Genomic DNA, 22,019 nt, shown 5'->3' on the forward strand with positions numbered 1-22,019 from the left:
CACCACACGTGCGCGAAAGGGTCGATAAAGACCTGTGCACGTCGCTCTGCTGACCCACCACTACGCACCCGAGACCGGCGCTCCGCAGCGCCGGTGGTCGGCGTTCGTGGAGCGCTTCGTGGCCGCAGGGCACCGCGTGACCGTCCTGACCCCGCCTCCGCACTACCCGTCCGGGCTGCTGGACCCGCAGGGTGCGCACCTGCGGCCCGGCACCGTCGCCCGGGGCGCCCACGGCGAGACCGTGGTGCGCGTGCACTTCCGCGAGCACGGGCCGTCCCTGGTGAGCCGCACGGCCGACCAGCTCGTCGCCGCCGGTGACTCCCTGCGCCGGACGCTGCCCCTCATCGGCTCCCGGCAGCGGCCCGACGTGGTCGTGGCGACCGCCCCCGGGCTGCCCACCATCCCCGCCGGCATGCTGCTGGGCCGCCTGCTGCGCCGGCCCGCCGTCGTCGAGATGCGGGACGCGTGGCCCGACCTGATCGCGTCCAGCGGCATGTGGGGGCCGGGTGAGGGCGGCGGTGTGCGGGCGCGCGCGACGACGGTCGCGCACCGGTCGCTGACGTCGCTGCAGCGGCACGCCGACTCCGTGGTGACGACCACCGTGTCGTTCGCCGACGTCCTGTCCGCGCGCGGCGTCCCCCGCGTGAGCGTCATCCGCAACGGCGCGCACCTGCCAGACCTTCCGCTGCTGCCGACCCCGGCCCGGACGTCCGACGCGCTGCACGTGCTCTACCTGGGCACCATGGGGCGCAGCCAGGGCCTGGGCGCCGTCGTCCGGGCCGCCGACGTCGCCCACCGGCGCGGCGTCGCCCTGCGGCTGCGGTTCGTCGGGTCGGGCGCCGACGAACCGTACCTGCGGGACCTGGCGCGGATGCTCGGCGACCGGGTGGAGTTCGTCGGTCGGGTGCCCGCGGACGAGGTCATGGCCCACTACGCCTGGGCCGACACGGTCGTCGTCTCGCTGCGCGACTGGGGGCCGTTCGAGTGGACCGTGCCCTCCAAGCTCTACGAGATCCTGTCGGTCGGCCGCCACGTGACGGCCGCCGTGGCCGGCGAGGCGGCCCGGGTGGTCGCGGAGTCCGCCGCGGGGTCCGTGGTGCCGCCGCAGTCGCCGGCCGCGCTGGCGGACCTGTGGGGCGCCCTCGCGGACGACCGCACGCGCCTCGACGTGCGGACGTCGGGACGGGCCTGGGTCCGGCAGAACGCCGACCACGACCAGCTGGCCGCCTCGTACCTCGACCTGCTCGAGCAGGTGCGCTCGTGAAGGGCTTCGCCCGCCAGGTGGCGCTCGGGGTCACCACGGCCACCGGCATGGCGGCCGAGGACCCGGCGCTGCTGGCCGTGCAGGCGAGCAGGCGCGCGCCACGGCGCGTGACGCTCGCGGTGGCCGGGCTGCTCGACAACGGCACGGGAGGGCGGCACGCCGACGCCCGCCGTGGCCTGGCCGCGTGGCTGCGCGGGCACCGGGACGACGCGCGGGCCGGCGTGGCCGCCGCGCTCGCCGGACGCCCGGCGTCCCCGGTGCGCCGGGTGCTCGGGGAGGTCGCCGTCGAGCTCGACGTCCCCCTGCCGCCGGACGCCCCGCGCGTCACGCGCGCCCGCGCCGCATGGCGGGCGGGCGACGTCTCCGGGGCCGTCGCGCTCGCCCAGGGCACCCCGCTGGGCCGTCGCCTCGCGTCCGAGCAGCGCGCCATGACGCCCGGGACGGTGCTGGCCGGCGATCGGCGTGCGCGCTCCACTCCGGCCGGCCCGCCCGTCGCGCTGCACCTGCTGACCAACTCCCTGCCGCACACCTCCAGCGGGTACACGCTGCGCAGCCACGAGGTGCTGCGCGCCCAGGCCGCCGCGGGCATCGAGGTGGCCGCGGCCACCCGGCTCGGCTACCCCGTCGTCGTCGGGCGCGTGACGGGCCGCGACGTCGACGTGGTGGACGGCATCGCGTACCACCGCCTGCTGCCGTGGTCCGCCGCGCGCACCCCCGGCGCGCGCCTGCGGCAGAACGTGGCGCTCGCGCGACCCCTGGTGCGTGCCCTGCGCCCCACCGTGCTGCACACCACCACCGCGTGGAGCAACGCCGTGGTGACCCGCGCCCTCGCCGACGAGCACGGCCTGCCGTGGGTGTACGAGGTGCGCGGCGTCCTGGAGGACACGTGGGCGGCGTCGTTCCCCACCGTCGAGGCGCAGCACGCGGCGCGCGCGAGTGAGCGGCACGCCCTGCTGCGGGCGCGGGAGACCGAGCTGGCCCGGGCAGCGGACCACGTGGTGACCCTCGGCGAGACCGTGCGGCGCGACCTCGTCACGCGCGGCGTCGACCCCGCACGGATCACCGTCGTGCCCAACGCGGTGCCGGGCGAGCTGCTTGACCTGCACGTATCCTCGACGGCGGCCCGTGCACGGCTGGGCCTGTCCGGGGAGGGCTTCTGGGTCGGCACGGTGAGCAGCCTGGTCGACTACGAGGGGATCGAGACGTTGGTCGAGGCGGTGGCCGTGCTGCGCCGGCGCGGTGCGGACGTGCGCTGCGCCGTGGTCGGGGACGGCACCGCGCGCGCGTCCATCGCCCGGCGCGCGCAGACCCTCGGCATCGCGGACCACGTGGTGCTGCCCGGCCGGGTGGCGCCCGACGAGGCGGTCGGCTGGCACCTCGCGCTCGACGCCTTCGCCGTCCCCCGCCGGGACACGGCCGTGACCCGGGCCGTCGTGCCGCTCAAGCCGATGCAGGCGATGGCGCTCGGGCGGCCCGTGGTGGCCAGCGACCTGCCCGCCCTGGCGGAGATCGTCGGGGAGCCGGGCACGGGCCTGCTGGCGGCGCCCGACGACGCGCGGGCGCTGGCCGACGCCATCGAGCGGCTGGCCGACGACCGCGCGCTCGCCGGCTCACTCGGGGAGGCCGGACGGGCCTTCGCCGCGACGCGCACGTGGGCGGCCGCCGGGGCGGCGTACCGGCGGCTGTACGAGGAGGTGGCGGCGTGAGCGGCGAGTCCACCGGCGCCGCGACCGACACGGCGACGAGCGCGCCGGCCACCGGCGCGACGCCGAACGTCTTCACACGTCCGCTGCTGCTGCGCGACGGCCGACGGCCCCTGCACGTGGAACCCGTGGACGGGACCGTGCTGCGGCCCGTCGCGAGCCGGCCGGCCTTCGGGGAGTACCTGCGGCTGCTGTGGCTGCGGCGGCACTTCATCGTGGCCGACGCGCGGGCGAAGGTGTCGACGAGCAAGAACGGCATGCTGCTGGGGCGTGCGTGGCTGGTGCTGTCGCCCTTGCTCGACGCCGCGGTGTACCTCGTGATCTTCGGGCTGCTGCTGCGCTCGAGCAGAGGGATCGACAACTTCATCGGGTACCTGCTGATCGGTGTCTTCCTGTTCCGGCTGACCTCGCGGACGGTGAGCACCGGCGCACGCTCGTTGGTCGCGGGCCGGTCGCTCGTCCGGTCCTTCGCATTCCCTCGCGCGGCGCTGCCGCTGGCGTCCGTGGCACGCGAGGCCCTCGCGTTCGTGCCGACCCTCGTGCTGCTGGTCGTGCTCATCCTGTTCACGCGACCGGCAGCCGCCGACACATGGACAGCACCGGCCCAGCTGATCGGCTGGCGCTGGCTCCTGGTCCCGCTCGTCCTTGCGCTGCAGCTCACCATGAACTTGGGTCTCACGCTCATCGCCGCCCGTGCCACGGCGCGCGTGCCCGACCTTGGCCAGGTCATCGGCGTGCTCATGCGGTTCTGGCTGTACGGGTCCGCCGTCTTCTTCTCCTTCGACCGGTTCATCGACCACCCCACGCTGTTGCAGGTTGTGGAGCTGAACCCGATGTTCCTCGTGCTGGACATCGTTCGGGACTGCCTGCTGTACGGCCAGACCCCCGCGTGGAAGTCGTGGGCCGTACTCAGCGCATGGTCGTTCGGTCTCCTTGCCGCTGGCGCCGTCTTTTTCTGGCGCGGGGAGGAGAGCTATGGCTCCGTCTAGCCCCACGCAGGCGGTCATGGCGGTCACCGGTGTCGCGGCCGTGCGGTCGGTGCAGGTGGCCGTGGACGACGTGCACGTGCGCTACCGCACGCCTTCCACGGACGCGGCCGCGCGGGCCGAGGTGCCCCGCGCCATGCGCGCGGTCAACCGCCTCATCGGGCGCCAGCCCACGGTGCTCAACCGGGCACTCGCCGGGGTGTCGTTCGTCGCGCGCTCCGGCGAGGCCGTCGGCGTCGTCGGGCTCAACGGGTCGGGCAAGAGCACGCTCCTGCGGGTCATCGCGGGCCTCGAGCGTCCGGCGCGGGGCATGGTGCTGGCCCGCACGACGCCGGTGCTGCTGGGCGTGAACGCCGCGATGCTGCCGGAGCTCACCGGTCAGCAGAACGTGCGCCTCGGCTGCCTCGCCATGGGCATGACGCCGGAGGAGGTGAGCGCCGCCTACAAGGACATCGTCGAGCTGTCCGGGCTGGGGCCGGCGATCCACCACCCCATGAAGACGTACTCGTCCGGCATGGGGGCGCGCCTGAAGTTCGCGATCGCGGCCGCCGCGAACCCGCAGATCCTGCTGATCGACGAGGCGCTGGCCACCGGCGACGCCGCGTTCCGGGAGCGGTCGGAGGACCGGATGAACCAGCTGCGCGGCAACGCGGGCTGCACGTTCCTCGTCTCCCACGCCGCCAAGACGATCGAGGAGACGTGCACCCGCGCCATCTGGCTGCACAAGGGCCGCCTCGTCATGGACGGCAGCGCCTACGACGTGGCCCAGAAGTACCGCTGGTGGGCGTGGAACCTGGCCAAGGGCGAGACCGAGAAGGCCGCCGGCCTGCTCGATGACGCCTTCGGCGAGGGGCACGACACCGCCGTGCGCGTGACCGAGCTGTACGACCCGTCCGCCCCGCCCCGGCACGTCCGGGGCGGTTGAGAACCGAACGACCCAGGAGACCGACGATGCGCCCCCGGATCATGACCGTGTACGGCACCCGCCCCGAGGCGATCAAGTGCGCGCCCGTCGTCAAGGCGATCGAGGCGAGCGACGACCTCGACAGCGTCGTGGTGGTCACCGGCCAGCACCGGGAGATGCTCGACCAGGTCAACGAGCTGTTCGGGATCGTGCCCGACCACGACCTCGACATCATGAGCCACGGGCAGACGCTCGCGCAGATCTTCAGCCGCGTGCTCGACGGGCTCGACCCGATCCTCGAGAAGGAGCAGCCGGCCGCCGTGGTGGTCCAGGGCGACACCACGACGTCCACCGCCGCCGCGCTGGCGGCGTTCTACCGGCAGATCCCCGTGGTGCACGTGGAGGCAGGGTTGCGGTCCGGTGATCTGTACTCCCCGTTCCCGGAGGAGGCGAACCGGAAGATCACCTCGCAGATCGCCGCGCTGCACCTGGCGCCCACCGAGACGAGCCGACAGAACCTGCTGCGCGAGGGCGTGACGGACGCCGACATCGTCGTCACGGGCAACACGGTGATCGACGCGCTGCACATGACCGTGGCGAAGGAGGTCGCGTTCGTCGACCCCGCGCTGGAGGACCTCGCCGCATCGGGCCGTCGCATCGTCCTGGTCACGACCCACCGCCGCGAGAACTGGGGCGAGGCGATGGTGGGCGTCGGCCGCGCGCTCGCCACGATCGCGCGCCGCTTCCCCGACGTCACGGTGGTGCTTCCGATCCATCGGAACCCGGTCGTCCGGGAGGCCGTGCTGCCCGCCGTCGAGGGCATCGAGAACGTGATCGTCACCGAGCCGCTGGCCTACGGGGAGTTCGCCCGGCTCATGGCCGCGTCCACGCTGCTGCTGACCGACTCCGGCGGCGTGCAGGAGGAGGCACCGTCGCTGGGGAAGCCCGTGCTGGTGATGCGGGACAACACGGAGCGGCCAGAGGCCGTCGAGGCAGGGACGGTGTCGCTCATCGGGACCGACGAGGGACGGGTGGCTGGGGAGGTCGCTCGCTTGTTGGAGGACCCTGAGCACTACGCCACGATGTCGACCGCCGTGAACCCGTACGGGGACGGCGCTGCCGCAGCCCGGACGGTGGAGGCCGTGCGTGCTCGGCTGGACACCGTCTCACGCGCGCAGGGGTCCTCGGCGTGAGTCGCGTCCGACCGGGCGAGGCGACGCCCGCCCACGTCTTCATCTACGGCAGTTGCGTGACGCGCGACACCTTCGAGCACGCCCCTCCCGAGCTCTACACGCTTCGACGCTACGTCGCACGGCAGTCGCTCATCAGCGCATTCGCTGGACCCGCGCCGGTGACCGCGCCCTCGTCGATCACGTCCTCATTTCAGCGACGGATGCTCGAAGGTGACGCGGCGGGCAATCTCCCTCAGCTTCTCACCGAAGCCCCCCTGGTCGACCTGCTCCTCTGGGACCTCACCGACGAGCGGCTCGGGGTGCTCGTCTCACCAGAGGACCACGTCGTCACCCGATCCGTCGAGCGCATGAGGGTCGGCGTCGACGAGGTGCTCGATGGCTGGCGCCACGTCGAGCTGGGCTCGCAGGAGCACCACGAGCGCTGGACCGCTGCGCTCGGCCACTTCCGGAAGCTCCTTGGCCGACTCGGCCTGCTTGACCGCACTCTGCTCCTAGATGTGCCGTGGGCCGTGGACTCCGACGACGGGTCGCCCGTGCCAAGCAGTTTCGGGATGTCCTCGTACGAGGCGAACGAACGCCTCGCCCCCTACTACGAGGAGGCGGGAGCAGCGGGTCTCGGCGTCGGCAGGGTGGCACCCGAGCAGGTCATCGCCGCAGCGAACCACCGGTGGGGTCACGCACCTTTTCACTACACGGACATCACGTACGCAGCCGTCGTCAACGTCATCGAGCGCAGCCGCCCGTGGACAGGCGACAACGAGGGGACGAGGGACGCATGAACTTCAGGAAGCTGCAGATCGCTGCCACCGCGCTCGTAGCCGCGGGCGGTATCGCTTCCGTCGCAGCGGTCATTGTCGACGGGTCACCGGCCCTGGTGGCGATCGCCGTGATCGCAGGGCTCCTCGCGTCCATGGCCATGCTCGGGGCGCTCCGCGCGGTCCGCAAGCGAGTCGTGGTCTCCGAGCGGCGCATCCGCGATCTGCAGAGCCGTCTCGATCGGACCGATGCCACGCTGACGGCGCTCGACGAGGCGTTCGCCCGCACGCCGTATGGCGCGGCGAACAGCCAACAGCAGATGTCCGGCCTCGCGGGTGTCGAGCAGCGTCAGGTCGAGTTCGAACGCCGCACCTTGACGGCGCTCGTGGCTTTGGCGACGGAGCCGTTCGACGGCCAGGACGAGCCGAGGACCTCGGTGAGTGAACGGCGGCGAGAGCTCCACCTGGGCACGGAGCACGTCCTCGTCGCTGTAGAACATCTCCTCATGACGGGCGAGGCGCTGGAAGCAGACCGAATCGTGCGAGCTCACGCGGTGCTCGACAAGCTCCCACTCCGCCTCCTGCGGCTGCTGGCGCGTGCTCTACGCGACCGCGGCTACCTCGCCAGGGCACAGGACTACTTCGAGACGGCCGCGCGGCAGGGCGACCCGCGCGACGTCCGAACCCGGGAGCTGCGAGCGAGCGAGCTCGAGGTGATGTCAGGTCGGTTCCGCCCGACCATCGCGCCCCAGACGGACATGACCGCCACTGCAACTCCCGGACGAGTGCTTCACGTGGTGGGGCGCGCGGTTCCAACCACCCAGTCCGGTTACACGCTGCGGACCCACAGCACCGCGCGCGCCCAGCTCGCGGTGGGTCTCGACGCGCACGTGTACGTCCAGCTCGGTATCACGAACGGTGGAGGCGTCACCCCCGATGAGCTCGATGGGGTCACCTATCACCGACCCACGGGCCCCTCGATCTTCGAGGTCGGTCACTCCGCGTGGCTACAGGCAAATGCCGAGGCCCTGCTCGCTGTCGTGAATGAGGTGCGCCCTGCCCTCTTGCACGCCCACTCCGACTTCCTCAACCTCCTCATCGCCAACGTGGTCGGCAAGGCGACCCAGATTCCCGTGGTGTACGAAGCTCGGGGGTTCTGGGAGGAGTCGTGGCTATCGCGGACCGCCAGCCGGTTCGAGTGGACGGACACCACCAGCCTCTTCGCGCGTTTCGGCCAGCCGGAGGCATACGGGTGGCGCCGCGAGCGCGAGGCCGAGGCACGTGCCGCAGCGGACCACGTCGTGACGCTCGCCCGCGTCATGCGCGAGCGCATCCTCGACGAGGGGCTACCTGCCGACCGGCTTTCGATCGTCCCGAACGCGGTCGACAGTCGCCGCTTCACCGTCGAGGGCAGAGACGAGACGCTCGCGTCCGCGCTCGATGTCCCGACCGACGCTCTCGTCGTGGGCTGCATCACGTCGATCGTCGAGTATGAGGGGATCGAGGTGCTCATCGAAGCGTTCCATCAGGTGTCCTCCGAGAGCCTGCGTCCGCTGCGTCTCCTCGTCGTGGGAGACGGTCCGGCGCTCCCCGCCCTACGCGCCAGGGCGAACGAGCTGGGTGCGGACGGAGTGGTTTTCACAGGGCGGGTTCCCCACGCCGACGTGCTGGGCTACTACAGCTTGATCGACATCTTCGCCGTGCCACGCCGACCGGCCGACGTTTGCCACCTCGTCACGCCCCTCAAGCCGTTCGAGGCATTCGCAGCGGGGCGAGCGGTCGTCATGTCGGACGTGGAAGCCCTCAAGGAAATCGCCGAAGACAGCGGAGCTGCTACCCTTTTCTCCGCCGGTGACCCCCACGCGCTCGCGGACGTGCTTCGCGAGCTGGTCGAGGATGACCTGCACCGAGCGGAGATGGCCCAGCGCGGCGCTGCATGGGTGCAGGCCGAACGCTCGTGGACCGGGAACGCAGCGGACTACGCACGCATCTACGAGGCCCTCACCACCATCGCCGTCCCGTGACAGCGACCGTGGCACCATGCGCCGTCAGAGGTACCAGGAGATAGCCGCCGCGGCCGTCCCGTGATCCCGTCCGCGCAGCGCGAGGAGCGCCTCCGCTAGGTCTCCCTCGAGCCTGCTCAGACCTACCTGGGTATTGGCGATGTGGGCACCGTACGACGTCTGGGTCGTCGCAGGGTGCTCCACTCGGTCATCCAGCACGTGCAGGTCCCGCGTCAGCCCTGCCGTCGCCGTGAGAGCGAGGTCGAGTGCATCGATGTCCATGTCGATGCTGCCGCGCGCCCCGCCGATGCGGTGCCGCAGAAAGTTGATCGTCTCGTACTGAAGTGCCTTTGCTGCGCGGATGTGCTCGAACACACCGCTCCCGCCGCGGTGCCGGGACAACGCCCAGAACCGAGTGGCAATCGGGTCCTCCATCAGCAGGAGCGAGTGAAGTGCCGAGCCTTCCACTCCGAGCACCACTTCGGCAGAGGACATCTCCTTCAGCTGGAGCTCCACCGAGTGCTGCTCAGGGTGGAACACCTCGAAACCGTGTCTCTCCGCCAGAAGGTCGAGCGCCTCGTCCTGCGCACCCTCGAGGCCCCCGCGACCATGCGACAACCCCGAGCGGGAGATGAACAATTTCTTCCCTGGCACCGTCGTGCTGGCCGGGACGCATCCGATCATGTCTGTGAAACTCGTAAGGACATAATCGCCGAGCGATATTCCGGGAAACGGAAAGACAACCTCGTCGAACGCCATGGGTTTTGTCAGGAAGTGCTGGGGATTGCGCATCCCGATGAGCTGGAGCACGTGCTGCTGGAACGGCTCCAACCCCGCCGCGTCCCAGATTACGGGCACCTCGGGGTGGAGGAGCGCGTACCAGATCCGCGCCAGCCCTTGCGTCAGGAAGTGGCCCCAGGAACCGTGTGGTAGCCCGAGGTAGATGGCGCGCCCGTGGGTACTCGCAGGTTCTGGTCGGGTCGGCTGGTAATGGTAGCGCTGACGGCCCAGGACGAACTCCATGGCCTCCACAATCGGCTCATCGCCCTCCCATGCGCCGAGGAATCCGAACGTGGCAAGCCCGCCCCGCGGTGACGACTTGAGGACCGTGGGAGCCAGCGTCACGTTACGCCGGCAGCTGTAGCGCAGATCCCCGTGCACTGATCCGCACGCCTCCGGAGGCTGGCCCCGGCGTGAAGCAGGCGCGAGACGGATCGGCGGTAGAAGGCGGGGGCCGACACCCCCGTCCGCGCGCTGCGCGAAGAAGTCGAGCTGGATCCGCCGGACGCTGTCGTCGCCGTCGAGCACGAACTCGATCTCGCCACCTCGCGACACGGCGCACCGGAGGATCTCGGTGCCGGTGTACGTGTCGCGAAGGGTGACCCAGCAGTCTTCGGCCACTCCCCAGGTGGCTGGAGCGATGGTCTCGACCGAGATCGGGCCCAGGGCACTGAGCCGATCGGGCTTGGCGTGATCCTTCCAGGACCCGTCGGACATGGACGGAGTCTGGAGCTTGATAGACAAGCGGTCGAGTGGAAGCAGGTCCCGTAATGCGAGCCGCAACACCCCCCCGGCAGCGACGGCCGTGACGTGGCTGTAACGCCTCGCGTCGTGATCGTAGATGGCGACCCGCGACCTGCCCTCAATCCCCGCGAGTGCGGGCGAGACGATCAGCGTGGCGTCGCGCCGGTCGATTAGGAAGAAGGGCGTGGCATTCGTTCTCAGGCTCATCGACATTCCTCTAGCGATTATCCCGACGCGACCGGCTCTCGCGCTCTCGGAGCTTCTCCTCGAGTCGCGCGATCTTCTCGTAGGCGGCTTCGAGGCGCCGCGGCGAGGGGTCGACCGCCCAGTCAGGGTGCGGCGGCGCGCCTGACGGACGGGCGGCGGTATACAGCGCCTCCCACTGTGCCGCGACTAACGCGGCGTCGTGGTGCTCTTCGACGTAGCACCGGCCGCGACGGCCCAGCTGGTCGCGCAGGCCGGGGTCCGAGAGCACGGGCCGCAGCGCCTGGGCGAAGGTCTCGGGATCGGCGCTCACAACAGGCATGGAGGGATGGCGTGCGAGCACTTCGGGGCGGATCCGCGCCACGGCGACCTTGCCCATCGCCATTGCCTCAAGCGAGAGGACGCCGGCGTCACCACCAAGCAGTTTCTCGATGACCACGTCGGCGTCACCCATGACGTCCAGAAGTTCCGCATGAGTCGCGCCCTCGACGAGGCGGAACTCGAAGTCGAGCTCCGCCTGCAGCGCAGTGACCTGTTCGACAATGAGGTCGGTGCCCTTCGTGGCCCGCCTCCGTGTCGCGTGCAGGACCACAGGTCGTTTGCGCCTAACGGCACCGACTTCCTCGTACCTGCTGAGGACCAATGACTTCGGCACGTAGGTCGCATCCGGTGCGTACACCTGGTCGAGGACGCTGCCGACCGAGAGCTGGTGAGCGAACGTCCGGATGACCGCCAGCCGCTGAGCGATCTTCTCCTCGTCGCACGGGATGTCAGCGAAGCGGTAGAAGCTCCACTGGTCGTCGGCCTCGTGGTGCGAGCGCAGCCGGACATCCGAGCCGTGAAAGGTGAAAACTATGCGGGCACGAGCGGCCCGCAGCACGGGCAGGTCCCACATCGGCGGGACGCCACCGTGCCCTGGGACGAGGGAGCGCGCGGTATGAAAATGGAAGACGTCGAAGCCACGGTCCAGGGCCTCCGTCAGGGTCCGCTGGTATGTCCCGGGTGCGCGGTCGTCCGGGATCACCCTGTCCACGTCGAAGCCGTTCGGGCTGGGCCCGTAGTTCCAGATCTCGACCTCGTGGCCACGGGCCCGGAGCCCCGCCGCGATCGAGGTGGACTGGTTCGCGACATTGCTCGGGGCGAGGAGGACCCTCACATCAGTCACCTTCCGGGGTCGTAGCGAAGAGGTCGAACGGAGACACAGGGGCGGCGTCGGGCCGCGTCCCGTCAAGCGTGAGCAGCGTGGTCAGACGGTGCGCTCGGGTCACACGAGCCTCCAGCGCAACAGACCATGCCGGCGTGAACGAGTAGTCGGCGGCCGAGCGCCAACCCCGTAACGGCTCTTCCTGACCCTTGACGGGAGCGATGACCGAGGCGCCGTCCATGCTTCTGAGCGAGAGCCGTCCGCCCCCCTCCGGGAGCGCGAAGGAGACGCCATCGGCCTCCTCTCGAGGATCCAGGAGACTGTCGGGCAAGTTCCACCACGCTCGCACCAGATGCTCATCAGAGTCCGGGAATGTCACGCCGTCCTCGACGAGGAGCCACTTACCGGGCCTGTACGTCACGGCCCGAACGTGCTGCCAGCTCTCGTGGTCCACCGCACCAACAAGACGGAAGAATCCGTCTCGCTCCTCGCACTCCCGGATTGCCGAACCATACGGCGCGCGCCCACGTCGGCGATGGTTTCCGCCGTCGACCTCGACGGTGTTGTGTGCCCGAGTCGTCTCCACGTACTGTCGCTCCGGTCGACCGTAGAAGAAGCCCTCATCACGAGCCGGGGAATCAGCAGGCAGCTGATCCAGGTACCCGAACCGTCCGGAATCGATGAGGACCTCCGTACCTGCGTCGAACCACGTCAGCGAGAGATCGTCGCAGTGCTTGTGTGCGCGCGAGTGGAACGCACCCATCAACGTCACGTAACCCGCCGAGAGATGGTCGTTCACCCCCCTTGGCTGCGGGGATCGGACGATCGCGTAACCGCTGTCCGGGAGCACCATGAGTTCGCGGGGGTTCGGCTCCCCATGTGCCCCACCCGTCGCGAGGAACAACGTCCGGGGTGAGCGCATGGTGCGCGAACCCGCCGACACCGCCGTGGCCGGAGAGTCCCCGATCTGCACGATCGTTCGGTCGGGTCGGATGAACCAACCCATGACCTGTTCCGCTCGGTCCAGGCGCTCGAGCAGTTGCGGGTCATCGATGAGCCCGTCGTCCACCGCATCGAGGAACGACTCGAGCACCATTCGGTGATAGTCGGGAGAGTGCTCTCGATGCCCGCCATCCTCCGCGAACTGACGTGTGGCGATCTCGGTAAGGCGCGCTTGCCCCTGCGCGAGGACGACGTCCATTCCAGGAAGGGTGACCAGTCGGCGCGCGAAACTGACCTCGCCGACGGCCGTGTAGAAGCCGTGATTGGTTCGGGGGTTGTAGGCACGAGCAGCGAAGATCTCCTGCTGGTGGCGGACCACCGCCGCCCCGAGAAGCTCCAGTTGCCCGTCGTCCACACCGATCTCGAGCGCTTCGCGAACGAGGTAGGCCAACCGTGGGGAGCGTAGGCCGATCGCCATGTCGTACCACGCCATCGTCCCCTGAGCGTCCCCGTCGACAAAGGTCTCGCACCAAGACAGTGCACGGTCGAGGCACCAGCGCAGGGCGCCTTCGTCACGCTTCTCGGCCCACGCCCTGAGGAACGGGACGGCAAAGTCCCACGCGTGCAGGTGGAAGGCCTGCGACCGGTTCTCTTGGCACGCGGTCCGCCAGTCAAAGGGCAGATCGAGAAGGACGGGCGGCAACGCGCCGAGCACCCAGCCGCGGTCCCGAATCGCCTGGGCGGAGCCTGCGACACCGGTGGTGCTCGTCCGATCGAGCGGTCGCGGTGGCGCGGCGCACAGCAACCTTCGGAGTTCGTCAGCTGCAGGTCGACGCTCGCCGAGCCGTGCGAGCTGCGCGGTGCCGCGCTCGAGCGCGCCAGCCCACTCGAGGGCGTCAACGTACCTGTACCCGGCATCCACCCCATCGGCGACGACGAACACCGCGTCCACGCGTGCCCCTAGCTCAATGGCGTGCTGTGCCGTCTCGTCCGAGTTCGCGATGACGGTATCCGCGGCGCACAGGACCTCCGCCTCGCGGCTGCGGCGCAGGCTCCACAGGTCGGGCATTCCCCACGTACCTGGAACCAGGTCCTCCGTCCACCCGTACACCTCGCGCTGCCGGCGCAGCCACGAGTCCTCCCATGCGCCGCGCACGTCGTACACGAGTGTCAGCCCGTAGGCACGCGCAACGGCGAGCGCGGCGAGCCCGTTGACGAAGTCGGAGGAAGGGACCAGCGCGACCGGCCTCACCTTGCGCACGACTGCGGCCAGCCGCTTCACATAGAGCGCGAACCAGTCGTCGGCGGCAGAAGATCCGCGAGCAGGACCAGGGATGCGGTGGTATTCGACACCGTCCAGGACGTCGACTCTGTAGCCAGAGGCACCGCCGACGCCCATCTGGCTGACGACACGTGCCTGGAGTCCCAGCTCGGCACCGCGGAGGGCGAGTGCGTGAGTGCGCTGGGTATAGCTCGAGTCGACGAAGGGGAGGCTTGCCCCCGCCACGTGGAGCACCCGCCCGGCCTCAGGCTCGAACGTGCTGTCCGGCGGGATCACTCCCTGACTAACCTCACCACGGAGGAAGCGCAGCTGGCCGCGAACGCGCGCCGCTGCGGGGTCGCGTTCCTCGTCGCCGGTGCGTCGCGCGAGCACGACGGCGAGCTCGAGGGCGCGCTCGAGGTATCCCTGATCTCGCAGCATGCTCACGAGCTGCCGCCCATCGGCGGTGCCCAGCTCCTCGTGGACGCCGGCCACTCTGACTAGTTCGTCCAGCGGCACGGCGAGACGCGCGTCAAGAAGCTGACGCGCCACGTCGGTCAGCCAACCGGGCACCAGGGGTCCTTCCCACGACGGGCTGAGAGCGACTGCTCGGCGCTACTGACGGTTTTCGGCACGAGGTGCGTCACGCGTGCCAGACACCACGCGTGTCGATGACGACCTTCTCGCTCAGTCCGAGTCCCCGTGGATCCGCCGTTCGGAACGTCGTGTGGTCCACCAGCATCAGCACGATGTCCGCCGCGTCGACGGCCTTCTCGAGGGTGACGAGGTCGACGTGGTCCAGCAGGGACAACTCGTTCGGCAGCGCGTCGATGTGCGGCTCGACCACGTCGATCTGCGCCTCGGGCAGCCGCTTGGCCAGCTCGGCCACGATCCGGCGGGCGGGCGACTCGCGCAGGTCGTCGATGTCCGGCTTGAACGCCAGCCCGAGGGCGGCGATGCGCGGTGCACGGAACCGCTCGGCCTTCTGGACCACCTTGCTGATCACGCGCTCCGGCTTGTCGTCGTTGACCTCGCGTGCGGTGCGGATGAGGCGGGCCTCGTCGGGCGCGGAGGACACGATGAACCACGGGTCGACGGCGATGCAGTGGCCGCCGACGCCGGGGCCGGGCTGCAGGATGTTGACGCGAGGGTGGTGGTTGGCCAGCTCGATGAGCTCCCACACGTCGATCGCGAGCTTGTCGGAGATCATCGACAGCTCGTTGGCGAAGGCGATGTTGACGTCGCGGAACGAGTTCTCGACCAGCTTGGCCATCTCCGCCGTCTTGGCGTCGGTCAGCATGATCTCGCCCTTGCAGAAGGTCGCGTAGAGGTCTCGCGCCTTCTCCGCCGCGACGCGCGTCAGGCCGCCGACGATGCGGTCATTGGTCACCAGCTCGACCATGACGCGCCCGGGGAGCACACGCTCGGGGCAGTGTGCGAAGTGCACGACCGGCCGGCCGGCGCGGCCGTGCAGGCTGAGGTCGGGGCGGGCGGCGAGGATGCGGTCCGCCATGTGCTGCGTGGCGCCCGGGGGCGACGTGGACTCGAGGATCACGAGCTCGCCGCCCTGCAGCTGCGGGGCCAGCGCGTCGGCGGCGGCCTCGATGTAGGACAGGTCGGCGGCGTGGTCGTCCGCGAACGGCGTGGGCACGGCGACGACGAAGACGTCGGCCGGCGGCGTCTTCACGTCCGCGCGGAGCCGGCCCTGGGAGACGGCACCGGCGACGGAGATCTCCAGGTCGGGCTCGACGAACGGCACCTCACCGCGGTTCACCGCGTCGACGGTCGCCTGGTTCACGTCGACACCGATGACCTCGGCACCGTGCGTCGCCAGGATCGCCGCCGTCGGCAGCCCGATGTACCCCAGGCCGATGACCGCGACCACCGGACTCGTGCTGCTCCCGATCGGAGACATGCCCCCACCCCTCACACCATCGCGTGGTCGAGCGCCTGCCCGACCACCTGAACGTCGGCGCCGGCCAGGAGCTCGGCGTCGCTGACCGCCCACGTGTGCGCGGCGGGGTCGCCGCTGCGCACCTGGACGAAGTTGAAGCGGTCCGTGGCGTACACGGACGTGCCGGCGTCGACGACGCCGGCCAGGAACCCGGTGTCCTCGCCCCGCGGCACGGCGGGGAAGGGCACGGCGCGTGCCACGTCACGGCGGGCGACGATCGTCGGCCCCATGACGAAGTCGGTGAACGTGTGCTCGCGCTCGGGGAACCGCAGGGCGAGCAGCCCGGCGCCGCGCAGCTGCACGTAGTGCGCCTGCTTGCCGACGACGCCGGCACCGCTGTACTCCAGCGCGTGCACCTGGTCGGCCAGGTAGTGCGGACCGTAGACGTCGTCGTCGTCGACCTTGGCGACCACGGGGGCGTCCGCCACGGCGACGAGCCGGTTGAGGCACTCCCCCAGCGGCACGTCGTCGTCCGCCCGCAGCACCACGCTCGAGGCGATCCCTGCCTCCGCCGCCGCGCGGGCCAGCCCGTCGGCGTCCACGTCCCACCCGTGCGCCAGGAACGCGAGCTGCACGTCGACGTCCACCTGCGCACCGAGCGTCGCCAGGACGTGCGCGAGCTGCCCGGGGCGGTTGGACGAGACGAGCGCGGTCACCGTCGGCCGCGCGCCCGTCACCGTGTGCTCCCCCAGCCCTGCGGCGCGCAGCACGTCGTCGACGCGGTGCGCGTACGTGTGCCCGGCCCAGATGCGCCGCTGCCCGCGGTGCACCATGCGGTCGCGCACCTCGGCGTTGCGCACCAGCGCGCGCAGCATCACCTCGGCCTCGTCCCCGTCGGCGACCTGCACCACCTCGTCGCGCGGGAAGAGCGCGTCGATGGCCGGGCTCGGCGTCGACACCACCGGGGTGCCCGAGGCCGTGATCTCGAAGATCCGGCGCGCGCACATGCTCGGCGACGTGACGACGGTGTTGACGTTGAGGAAGACCTTGTGCGCCCGGTACGCGCTGAGCATCGCCGGGTAGTCCAGGGAGCCGACGACGCGCGCGTCGAACGGCGCGGGGAACTGGTAGCGCTCGTCGCCGCCCAGCTGGCGGGAGAAGATCTCCAGCCCGGTGTCCATGCGGTCGGACGCGCGCAGCGCGGCACCCAGCAGCATCTGCAGCTGCTCGCGACGCTCGGCGTGCCGGTGGGCGAACCACATGCCGGCGAACGCGACGTCCCGCTCGTGGCGGCCGGGGCCCGGCCGCACCGGGTTGTGGATCGCGCTCTGCGCGGCGAACGGCAGCACGCCGACGCGGTCGTGGCCCAGCGCCGCGCGGTACCGGTCGACGGTCGCGACGTCGGTCGTCCAGACGTGGTCGAACAGCCGCGCGGCCTCGAGGAAGTCCTCGTGGTGGACCGGGTCCTCCTTGTTCCAGAAGACCGTCGCGATGCCCTGCTCACGGCACCAGGCCACCAGCTCGACGAACGCCCGCCGCGGGCCGTGGGGGCCGGTGAGGTGGTAGCGCCACGCCCCGCCGTTGCCCGCCCACGCCGACTCGACGAACAGCAGGTCGACCGGCTCGGCCTCCAGGCGCCGACGCCAGTCGTCCGGCGTCACCTCGACCTGCTGCCACTCGTAGCGCAGGGCCAGCCGCGAGAAGTCGTCGAGGACGACCGCCACCCGCAGGGCGTCGCGGCGCACGGGCGCCGGCGGCAGGTGCCACGCGGGGAACGTCAGGCGGCCGTCGGGCCGCGCGACCGCCCGCACACCGGGCCGGGCTCCCCCGGCGCGGACACGTCGGCGGTGCGTGCGCAGGGCGGTGGGCCCACCGTGCCGCAGGTGCCACACGGCACGGCGCCACGCATCGACGTCCACCTGGTCTCCCTGCTGAGGTCCTCGCGTGTGAGTCGTTTCACTCCGCCAGACCGGCCGACTGTAATCACAGATCCGCGGAGGTCACGACCGCTGGCAGCGGCGCCGTCCGGGCGTATCCGGGCACATCCGGCGATACCGCCCGGGGGATTTTGCTCAGGGCGCGTAGTCCGTCCCGTGCCGCGCAACGTAGCCACCCACGTCGTCGGCGCGCACCGCCGCCCCGAGCTCGGCCATCCGCGCGTCGTCGACCACGTTGACCGACGCCCCACCCCGGCTGCCGAACCCCGTGATGGGGGCCATGAGCCCGACCACGTCGTCGCGGCCGAACGTGCGCGCCAACGGGACCAGCCCTGCCACGTCCTGCGCCTCCAGCACCCCGGTGACCTTCACGTTGCCCACGACGTGCGGCAGGAGGGTGGCCAGGGCGACCGGGTCGTCGGCCAGCTCGCCGACCCTGGCGAGCATGCCCACCAGCGCCGCCCGCTGGCGTTCGGTGCGGTCGAGGTCGCCCAGCGGCAGCCGCTTGCGCTCGCGCACGTAGATCAGCCCGTCGGTGCCGCTCAGGGTGATCCGCCCCTCGGGGAAGTCGACGACGCGACCCGTGCTCTGCACGGTCACCGTGGAGTGGTGGCGGTTGTCGACCTCGAACCCGCCCAGCGCACGCGTCAGCGCGATGAAGCCCGCGAAGTTGGTCTGGACCGTGGCGTCGATCGGCGCCCCGCCCAGCAGACCCGACACCGTCTCCACGAGCGTCGGGGTGCCGCCCCGCGCGAAGGCGGCGTTGAGCTTGCCCTCGCCGACACCCGGGATGGGGACCCACATGTCCCGCGTGAACGAGATGAGGTACACCTGCGCACGGTCCGCCGGCAGGTGCACGAGCAGCACCGTGTCGGCGTTGCCACCCAGGGACGCCGGGTCCCGGGAGTCCGTCCCGATGAGCAGCACGTTCAGCGGACCGGCCGGCAGCGGGTCCGCTGGCGTCGGGCTCGGCGTCGGCGTCGGCGTCGGCGTCGGCGCGGGGGTGCTGCGCGCCGCCACCGTCGGCGCGGGCGTCGTCGGCTCCGGTGCCGGGCCGGTGCACGCCACCAGGCCCAGCGACACCACCACCGCCATCAGCGCGCGCAGGCGCCTCACTCGACGACCGGCGGCAGCACGTCGAGGGACCCCGCGTTGCCCTCGAGGTAGGCGCCCAGGGTGTCGGAGGCCACCGCGGCCATCAGCGGGTCGAGCGCCTCGCGGTCGAGCACGACGATGCTCTGCGCACCGTCGGGGCTGCGCCCCGTCCCCTCGAACGGCACCGTGAAGAACGTCATGTCGGTCGAGCCGAGGTTCTTGGCGCGGTCCTGCAGGTCCCGCATGACCCGCTCGTCCAGGCCGTCGTCCGTCGCCACGGACCGGCTGACCACGTCCAGGAACCGGGCCGACGTGACCGGGTTGTGCAGCGTCCCGTCGTTGCGCATCTTCGCCACGATGGCCCGCATCCACGCCTGCTGCCGCTGCACGCGGTCGAAGTCGCCGCGGGCCAGGGTCTTGCGCTCCCGGACGAACCGCAGCGCCTGCTCACCGGTGAGCAGCTGCTGCTTGCCGGCCGGCACCACCGTGCCGCCGACCTTCAGGTCGTTCGTGAGCGTCATCCGCACCCCGCCGAGCGCGTCGGTGATCCGCACGAACGACTCGAAGTCCGTCACGACGAAGTGGTCGATGCGCACGTTCGTCAGCTGCTCGATCGTCTGGATGAGGAGAGCGGGCCCGCCGTACGAGAAGGCGGCGTTGATCTTCGCCTGCCCACGGCCGGGGACGTCGACCCACGAGTCGCGCGGGAACGACATCAGGTACGCCGCGTCACGGGACGCCGGCAGGTGGACGAGCATGATCGTGTCCGTGCGCTGGGCCCCCGCCTGCCACTGGCCGGGGTCCCCGGCCGAGATCCGCGAGTCCGAGCCGAGCACCAGGATGTTCATCGCACCGTCGAGCGTCTCGGCCTCCCCCTCGTCGGGCGCGGCCGCCGGGGGCGCGGGGCGCGCGGGGAGCTCCGCGAACGGGTCGCCCACGCGCTCGACCTGCCCGGCGAGCCACTTCTGCACCCCCCAGGTGGCCGCGAAGGCACCCCCACCGAGCGCGAGCACGAGGACGAGCACGAGCACGAGCGCCCGGCGGTTGCGAGGACGGTCGGCAGCACGCGCGTGCGAGGAGGGGGACACGGTGACCGAGGATAGGTCGGTCGTCCGGGGACGTCTCGGCCGGTCAGGGGCGCACGGACCGGGAATCACCCGCCTCCGGGCCCGCCGGTTCACCCGCTCGTCGCGTGGCCGCCCGAGGGTCCGCTTGTAGCGTGAGCGGCTATGGAGACGCCCCCCGACGCCGGCGCCCGACCGCCGGGCACGACGGACGGGACCCCGCGGACCACTCCGTCGGTCGGCGTCCCCGTCGGCGACTACCGGTTCGCCTGGCCCGGGGTCACCCAACGGTCCACGCGTGACGCGGACGCCGCGCAGACGCAGACCGGCCGTGCCTCCACCGGGGGTCCGGGCCGCTCCGTGCGACGCCTGCCGGGACGCCGCTCCGCCGCCGTGGTCGGCGCGCTGGCCTGCAGCCTCGCCATCGCCGGGGTCACCGCCGCCTGGTCCGCGAACCGCACCCAGCAGTCCCCCGCGGCGCCCACGCCGGCCTCGACGACCGCGGACGCACCGGGCACCTCCGCCGCGGTCCTGGCCGCCGTCGAGAGCCTCGCGCAGGAGCGGGAGGCGACGTCCGCCGCGGTCGCGGAGGCCGAGCAGGTGTGGGCGTCGTCCGAGGGCCTGGTGGACGAGGCGCAGCGCGGGCGCCTGCGGACCGCGATCGACGCCGCCACCCGCGCGACGGGCGAGGCGGCGGGCACGCCACGCGAGCGCGCGGGCTCGATGACCCGGTCGTTGCGCACTGCACGTCTCGCGCTGGTCGCCGTCACGGCCACCGTCCGTAGCGCCCAGACCGCGACACCCACCGAACCGGCGCAGGAGCCCCCGGCACCCGACGTCGCCACCGGCGGCGGGCGGCCGGCGTCCGGCCCCGAGGGCGCGCCGACCGTCGAGGGCGGTTCGGACCCCGCTGCGGGCACGCCGGGTGCTCCGCAGCCCCCGGCGACACACAGCCCGGAGCCGAGCGCTCCGGTCGAGCCGCCCCCGCAGACCCCGGGCCCCGAGACTCCGTCCGAGCCCACCCCGGGGACCGACCCGGGGACCGGCGGCCAGGACCCGGGGACCGGCGGCCAGGACCCCGGCACCGGCGATCCGGGCGTCCCGTCCGCCGGCGAGTGACCACCCACCCCAGCGCGGCACCACCGCGGACGCCCGACGCGCCGAGCACCGACGGGCCCCGGCGGGCGACCGCTCTGCGACGGCTCCGCCGGGCCGCGACGACGGTCGTGACGGCCGCGCTCGGTGTCGCCCTGGCCGGCGTGCCGGTGCTCGTCGCCCCGCCCCAGGACCCCCCGGGCACCGCGGACGTCGTGGTCGTCCTCGGGCCGCCGCAGGCATGGCGGGTGGACTGGGCGCGCGAGCTCGTGGCCGACGGCCGGGCGGGCGCGATCCTGCTCTTCGCCGACGACCCGGCGGCCGTTCCCCTCTGCTCGCAGACGGCACCGGTCGCCGTCGTGTGCCACCGCCCCGACCCGTACACGACGCGCGGCGAGGCCAGGACGCTGCGCGCCGAGATGTCCGCGCGCGGCTGGCGGACCGCCACCGTCATCACCGCCGCACCGAACGTCCTGCGCGCCCGGTGGGTGGTGGGACGGTGCGTCGAGGACGGCGTGCAGGTGGTCGGCCGACGGGAGGACATCGGGCTGGACCGGTGGGTCATGCGCTACGCCTGGCAGGCGGGCGGGTTCGTCAAGGCCGCACTGCAGCGGGGGTGCTGACCAGCGCGCCGACCGCCGGGTCGCCGGCCACGGACCTGCCGCGGTCTACCATCGAACGGTGCCCCCGATCGTCAAGACGCTGCTGCGCCCGCAGCGCACACCCCCGCCGCCGATCGACGTCGATCTGGCCCGGGTGATGGGGGCGGGCACGGTCGTGTGGGCCGGCGCCCTGGTCATCACCGGTGTGCTGTCGCTGCTGGACGTGGTGCCCACCTCGTGGGTGTTCGTGTGCGCCGCCGGAGTGCTGCTGGGGATCGTCGGGGTGCAGTGGGCACGGCGCAACGGGCGGCTGTCCGCCGACGGCACCGGCGCGATGATCCGCCCGAGCGCCGAGGCGACCGCGCCGCCCACGGACGGCGCACCCACCGACCGCTGACGCAGGAACGCCGACGCAGCGCTCCTGACGCAACCGCCCTGACGCAGCACCC

General features: G+C 71.8%; 17 protein-coding genes. 10 read left to right on the plus strand and 7 right to left on the minus strand.

What is annotated here, in order from left to right; translation table 11 throughout:
• Positions 1–34 precede the first annotated feature (34 nt).
• From J1G43_RS14615 to J1G43_RS14645, 7 genes are read left to right on the plus strand one after another with little or no spacing between them, the layout of a single operon-like run.
• Positions 35–1,264, plus strand: coding sequence for a glycosyltransferase family 4 protein (locus J1G43_RS14615; protein WP_207340570.1), 1,230 nt, complete (start codon positions 35–37; stop codon positions 1,262–1,264).
• On the plus strand, positions 1,261–2,970 hold the full coding sequence (locus tag J1G43_RS14620; RefSeq protein WP_207378715.1) for a glycosyltransferase family 4 protein: 1,710 nt from the start codon (positions 1,261–1,263) through the stop codon (positions 2,968–2,970). The genes J1G43_RS14615 and J1G43_RS14620 overlap by 4 nt, the downstream gene beginning before the upstream one ends.
• Positions 2,967–3,956 carry an ABC transporter permease gene (locus J1G43_RS14625; protein WP_207378716.1) on the plus strand — a complete coding sequence of 330 codons (990 nt, stop codon included), beginning with the start codon at positions 2,967–2,969 and terminating at the stop codon, positions 3,954–3,956. Before J1G43_RS14620 ends, J1G43_RS14625 begins: the two co-directional genes overlap by 4 nt.
• Positions 3,943–4,878, plus strand: a complete 936-nt coding sequence (locus tag J1G43_RS14630; RefSeq protein WP_207378717.1) for an ABC transporter ATP-binding protein — start codon at positions 3,943–3,945, stop codon at positions 4,876–4,878. The genes J1G43_RS14625 and J1G43_RS14630 overlap by 14 nt, the downstream gene beginning before the upstream one ends.
• A gap of 26 nt (positions 4,879–4,904) precedes the next feature.
• Entirely contained in the window at positions 4,905–6,050 is a 1,146-nt protein-coding gene (gene wecB, locus J1G43_RS14635; protein ID WP_207378718.1) for a non-hydrolyzing UDP-N-acetylglucosamine 2-epimerase, read from the plus strand.
• Positions 6,047–6,829 (plus strand): DUF6270 domain-containing protein, encoded by a 783-nt coding sequence (locus tag J1G43_RS14640; RefSeq protein WP_307859617.1) that lies wholly within the window; start codon positions 6,047–6,049, stop codon positions 6,827–6,829. Before wecB ends, J1G43_RS14640 begins: the two co-directional genes overlap by 4 nt.
• A complete protein-coding gene (locus tag J1G43_RS14645; protein ID WP_207378720.1) occupies positions 6,826–8,829 on the plus strand; it encodes a glycosyltransferase in 2,004 nt (667 codons plus the stop codon). The genes J1G43_RS14640 and J1G43_RS14645 overlap by 4 nt, the downstream gene beginning before the upstream one ends.
• A gap of 24 nt (positions 8,830–8,853) precedes the next feature.
• On the opposite strand, the gene J1G43_RS14650 is transcribed toward J1G43_RS14645, so the two are convergent.
• The 7 genes from J1G43_RS14650 to J1G43_RS19145 form a co-directional block, all read right to left on the minus strand.
• Positions 8,854–10,539 (minus strand): glycosyltransferase 61 family protein, encoded by a 1,686-nt coding sequence (locus tag J1G43_RS14650; protein WP_207378721.1) that lies wholly within the window; start codon positions 10,537–10,539, stop codon positions 8,854–8,856.
• A 10-nt stretch (positions 10,540–10,549) separates the two neighbouring features.
• Entirely contained in the window at positions 10,550–11,692 is a 1,143-nt protein-coding gene (locus J1G43_RS19685) for a glycosyltransferase family 4 protein (RefSeq protein ID WP_207378722.1), read from the minus strand.
• 1 nt (position 11,693) lies between these two features.
• A complete protein-coding gene (locus J1G43_RS14660; protein WP_207378723.1) occupies positions 11,694–14,456 on the minus strand; it encodes a heparinase II/III family protein in 2,763 nt (920 codons plus the stop codon).
• Between the two features lie 70 nt (positions 14,457–14,526).
• A complete protein-coding gene (gene wecC, locus J1G43_RS14665; RefSeq protein WP_207378724.1) occupies positions 14,527–15,798 on the minus strand; it encodes a UDP-N-acetyl-D-mannosamine dehydrogenase in 1,272 nt (423 codons plus the stop codon).
• 11 nt (positions 15,799–15,809) lie between these two features.
• Positions 15,810–17,696: a glycosyltransferase gene (locus J1G43_RS14670; RefSeq protein ID WP_307859618.1), complete on the minus strand. Its 1,887-nt coding sequence runs from the start codon at positions 17,694–17,696 to the stop codon at positions 15,810–15,812.
• A 153-nt stretch (positions 17,697–17,849) separates the two neighbouring features.
• On the minus strand, positions 17,850–18,830 hold the full coding sequence (locus tag J1G43_RS14675) for an LCP family protein (protein WP_207378725.1): 981 nt from the start codon (positions 18,828–18,830) through the stop codon (positions 17,850–17,852).
• Complete coding sequence (locus J1G43_RS19145) at positions 18,827–19,897, minus strand: LCP family protein (protein WP_307859619.1); 1,071 nt, start codon at positions 19,895–19,897, stop codon at positions 18,827–18,829. Before J1G43_RS19145 ends, J1G43_RS14675 begins: the two co-directional genes overlap by 4 nt.
• Positions 19,898–20,038: 141 nt before the next feature.
• Between J1G43_RS19145 and J1G43_RS19150 the strand changes: the two genes are divergently transcribed.
• The 3 genes from J1G43_RS19150 (at position 20,039) to J1G43_RS14690 (ending at position 21,967) form a co-directional block, all read left to right on the plus strand.
• Complete coding sequence (locus tag J1G43_RS19150) at positions 20,039–20,992, plus strand: hypothetical protein (RefSeq protein WP_242635797.1); 954 nt, start codon at positions 20,039–20,041, stop codon at positions 20,990–20,992.
• Between the two features lie 107 nt (positions 20,993–21,099).
• Positions 21,100–21,591, plus strand: coding sequence for a hypothetical protein (locus J1G43_RS14685; RefSeq protein WP_207340827.1), 492 nt, complete (start codon positions 21,100–21,102; stop codon positions 21,589–21,591).
• Positions 21,592–21,649: 58 nt separating this feature from the next.
• The gene (locus J1G43_RS14690; protein WP_207378727.1) at positions 21,650–21,967 is read left to right on the plus strand and encodes a DUF2530 domain-containing protein; all 318 of its coding nucleotides are present in this window, start codon (positions 21,650–21,652) and stop codon (positions 21,965–21,967) included.
• Positions 21,968–22,019 lie beyond the last annotated feature (52 nt).

Origin of the sequence: Cellulomonas sp. zg-ZUI22, from assembly GCF_017353535.1 — a bacterium.
GTDB lineage: Bacteria > Actinomycetota > Actinomycetes > Actinomycetales > Cellulomonadaceae > Cellulomonas > Cellulomonas wangleii.

Excerpts from the sequence above, each read along its gene's own strand:
- J1G43_RS19150 (WP_242635797.1), top strand. The coding sequence starts at position 20,039 with ATGGAGACGCCCCCCGACGCCGGCGCCCGACCGCCGGGCACGACGGAC.
- J1G43_RS14645 (WP_207378720.1), top strand. The coding sequence starts at position 6,826 with ATGAACTTCAGGAAGCTGCAGATCGCTGCCACCGCGCTCGTAGCCGCG.
- wecB (WP_207378718.1), top strand. The coding sequence starts at position 4,905 with ATGCGCCCCCGGATCATGACCGTGTACGGCACCCGCCCCGAGGCGATC.
- J1G43_RS14630 (WP_207378717.1), top strand. The coding sequence starts at position 3,943 with ATGGCTCCGTCTAGCCCCACGCAGGCGGTCATGGCGGTCACCGGTGTC.
- J1G43_RS14650 (WP_207378721.1), bottom strand. The coding sequence starts at position 10,539 with ATGAGCCTGAGAACGAATGCCACGCCCTTCTTCCTAATCGACCGGCGC.
- wecC (WP_207378724.1), bottom strand. The coding sequence starts at position 15,798 with ATGTCTCCGATCGGGAGCAGCACGAGTCCGGTGGTCGCGGTCATCGGC.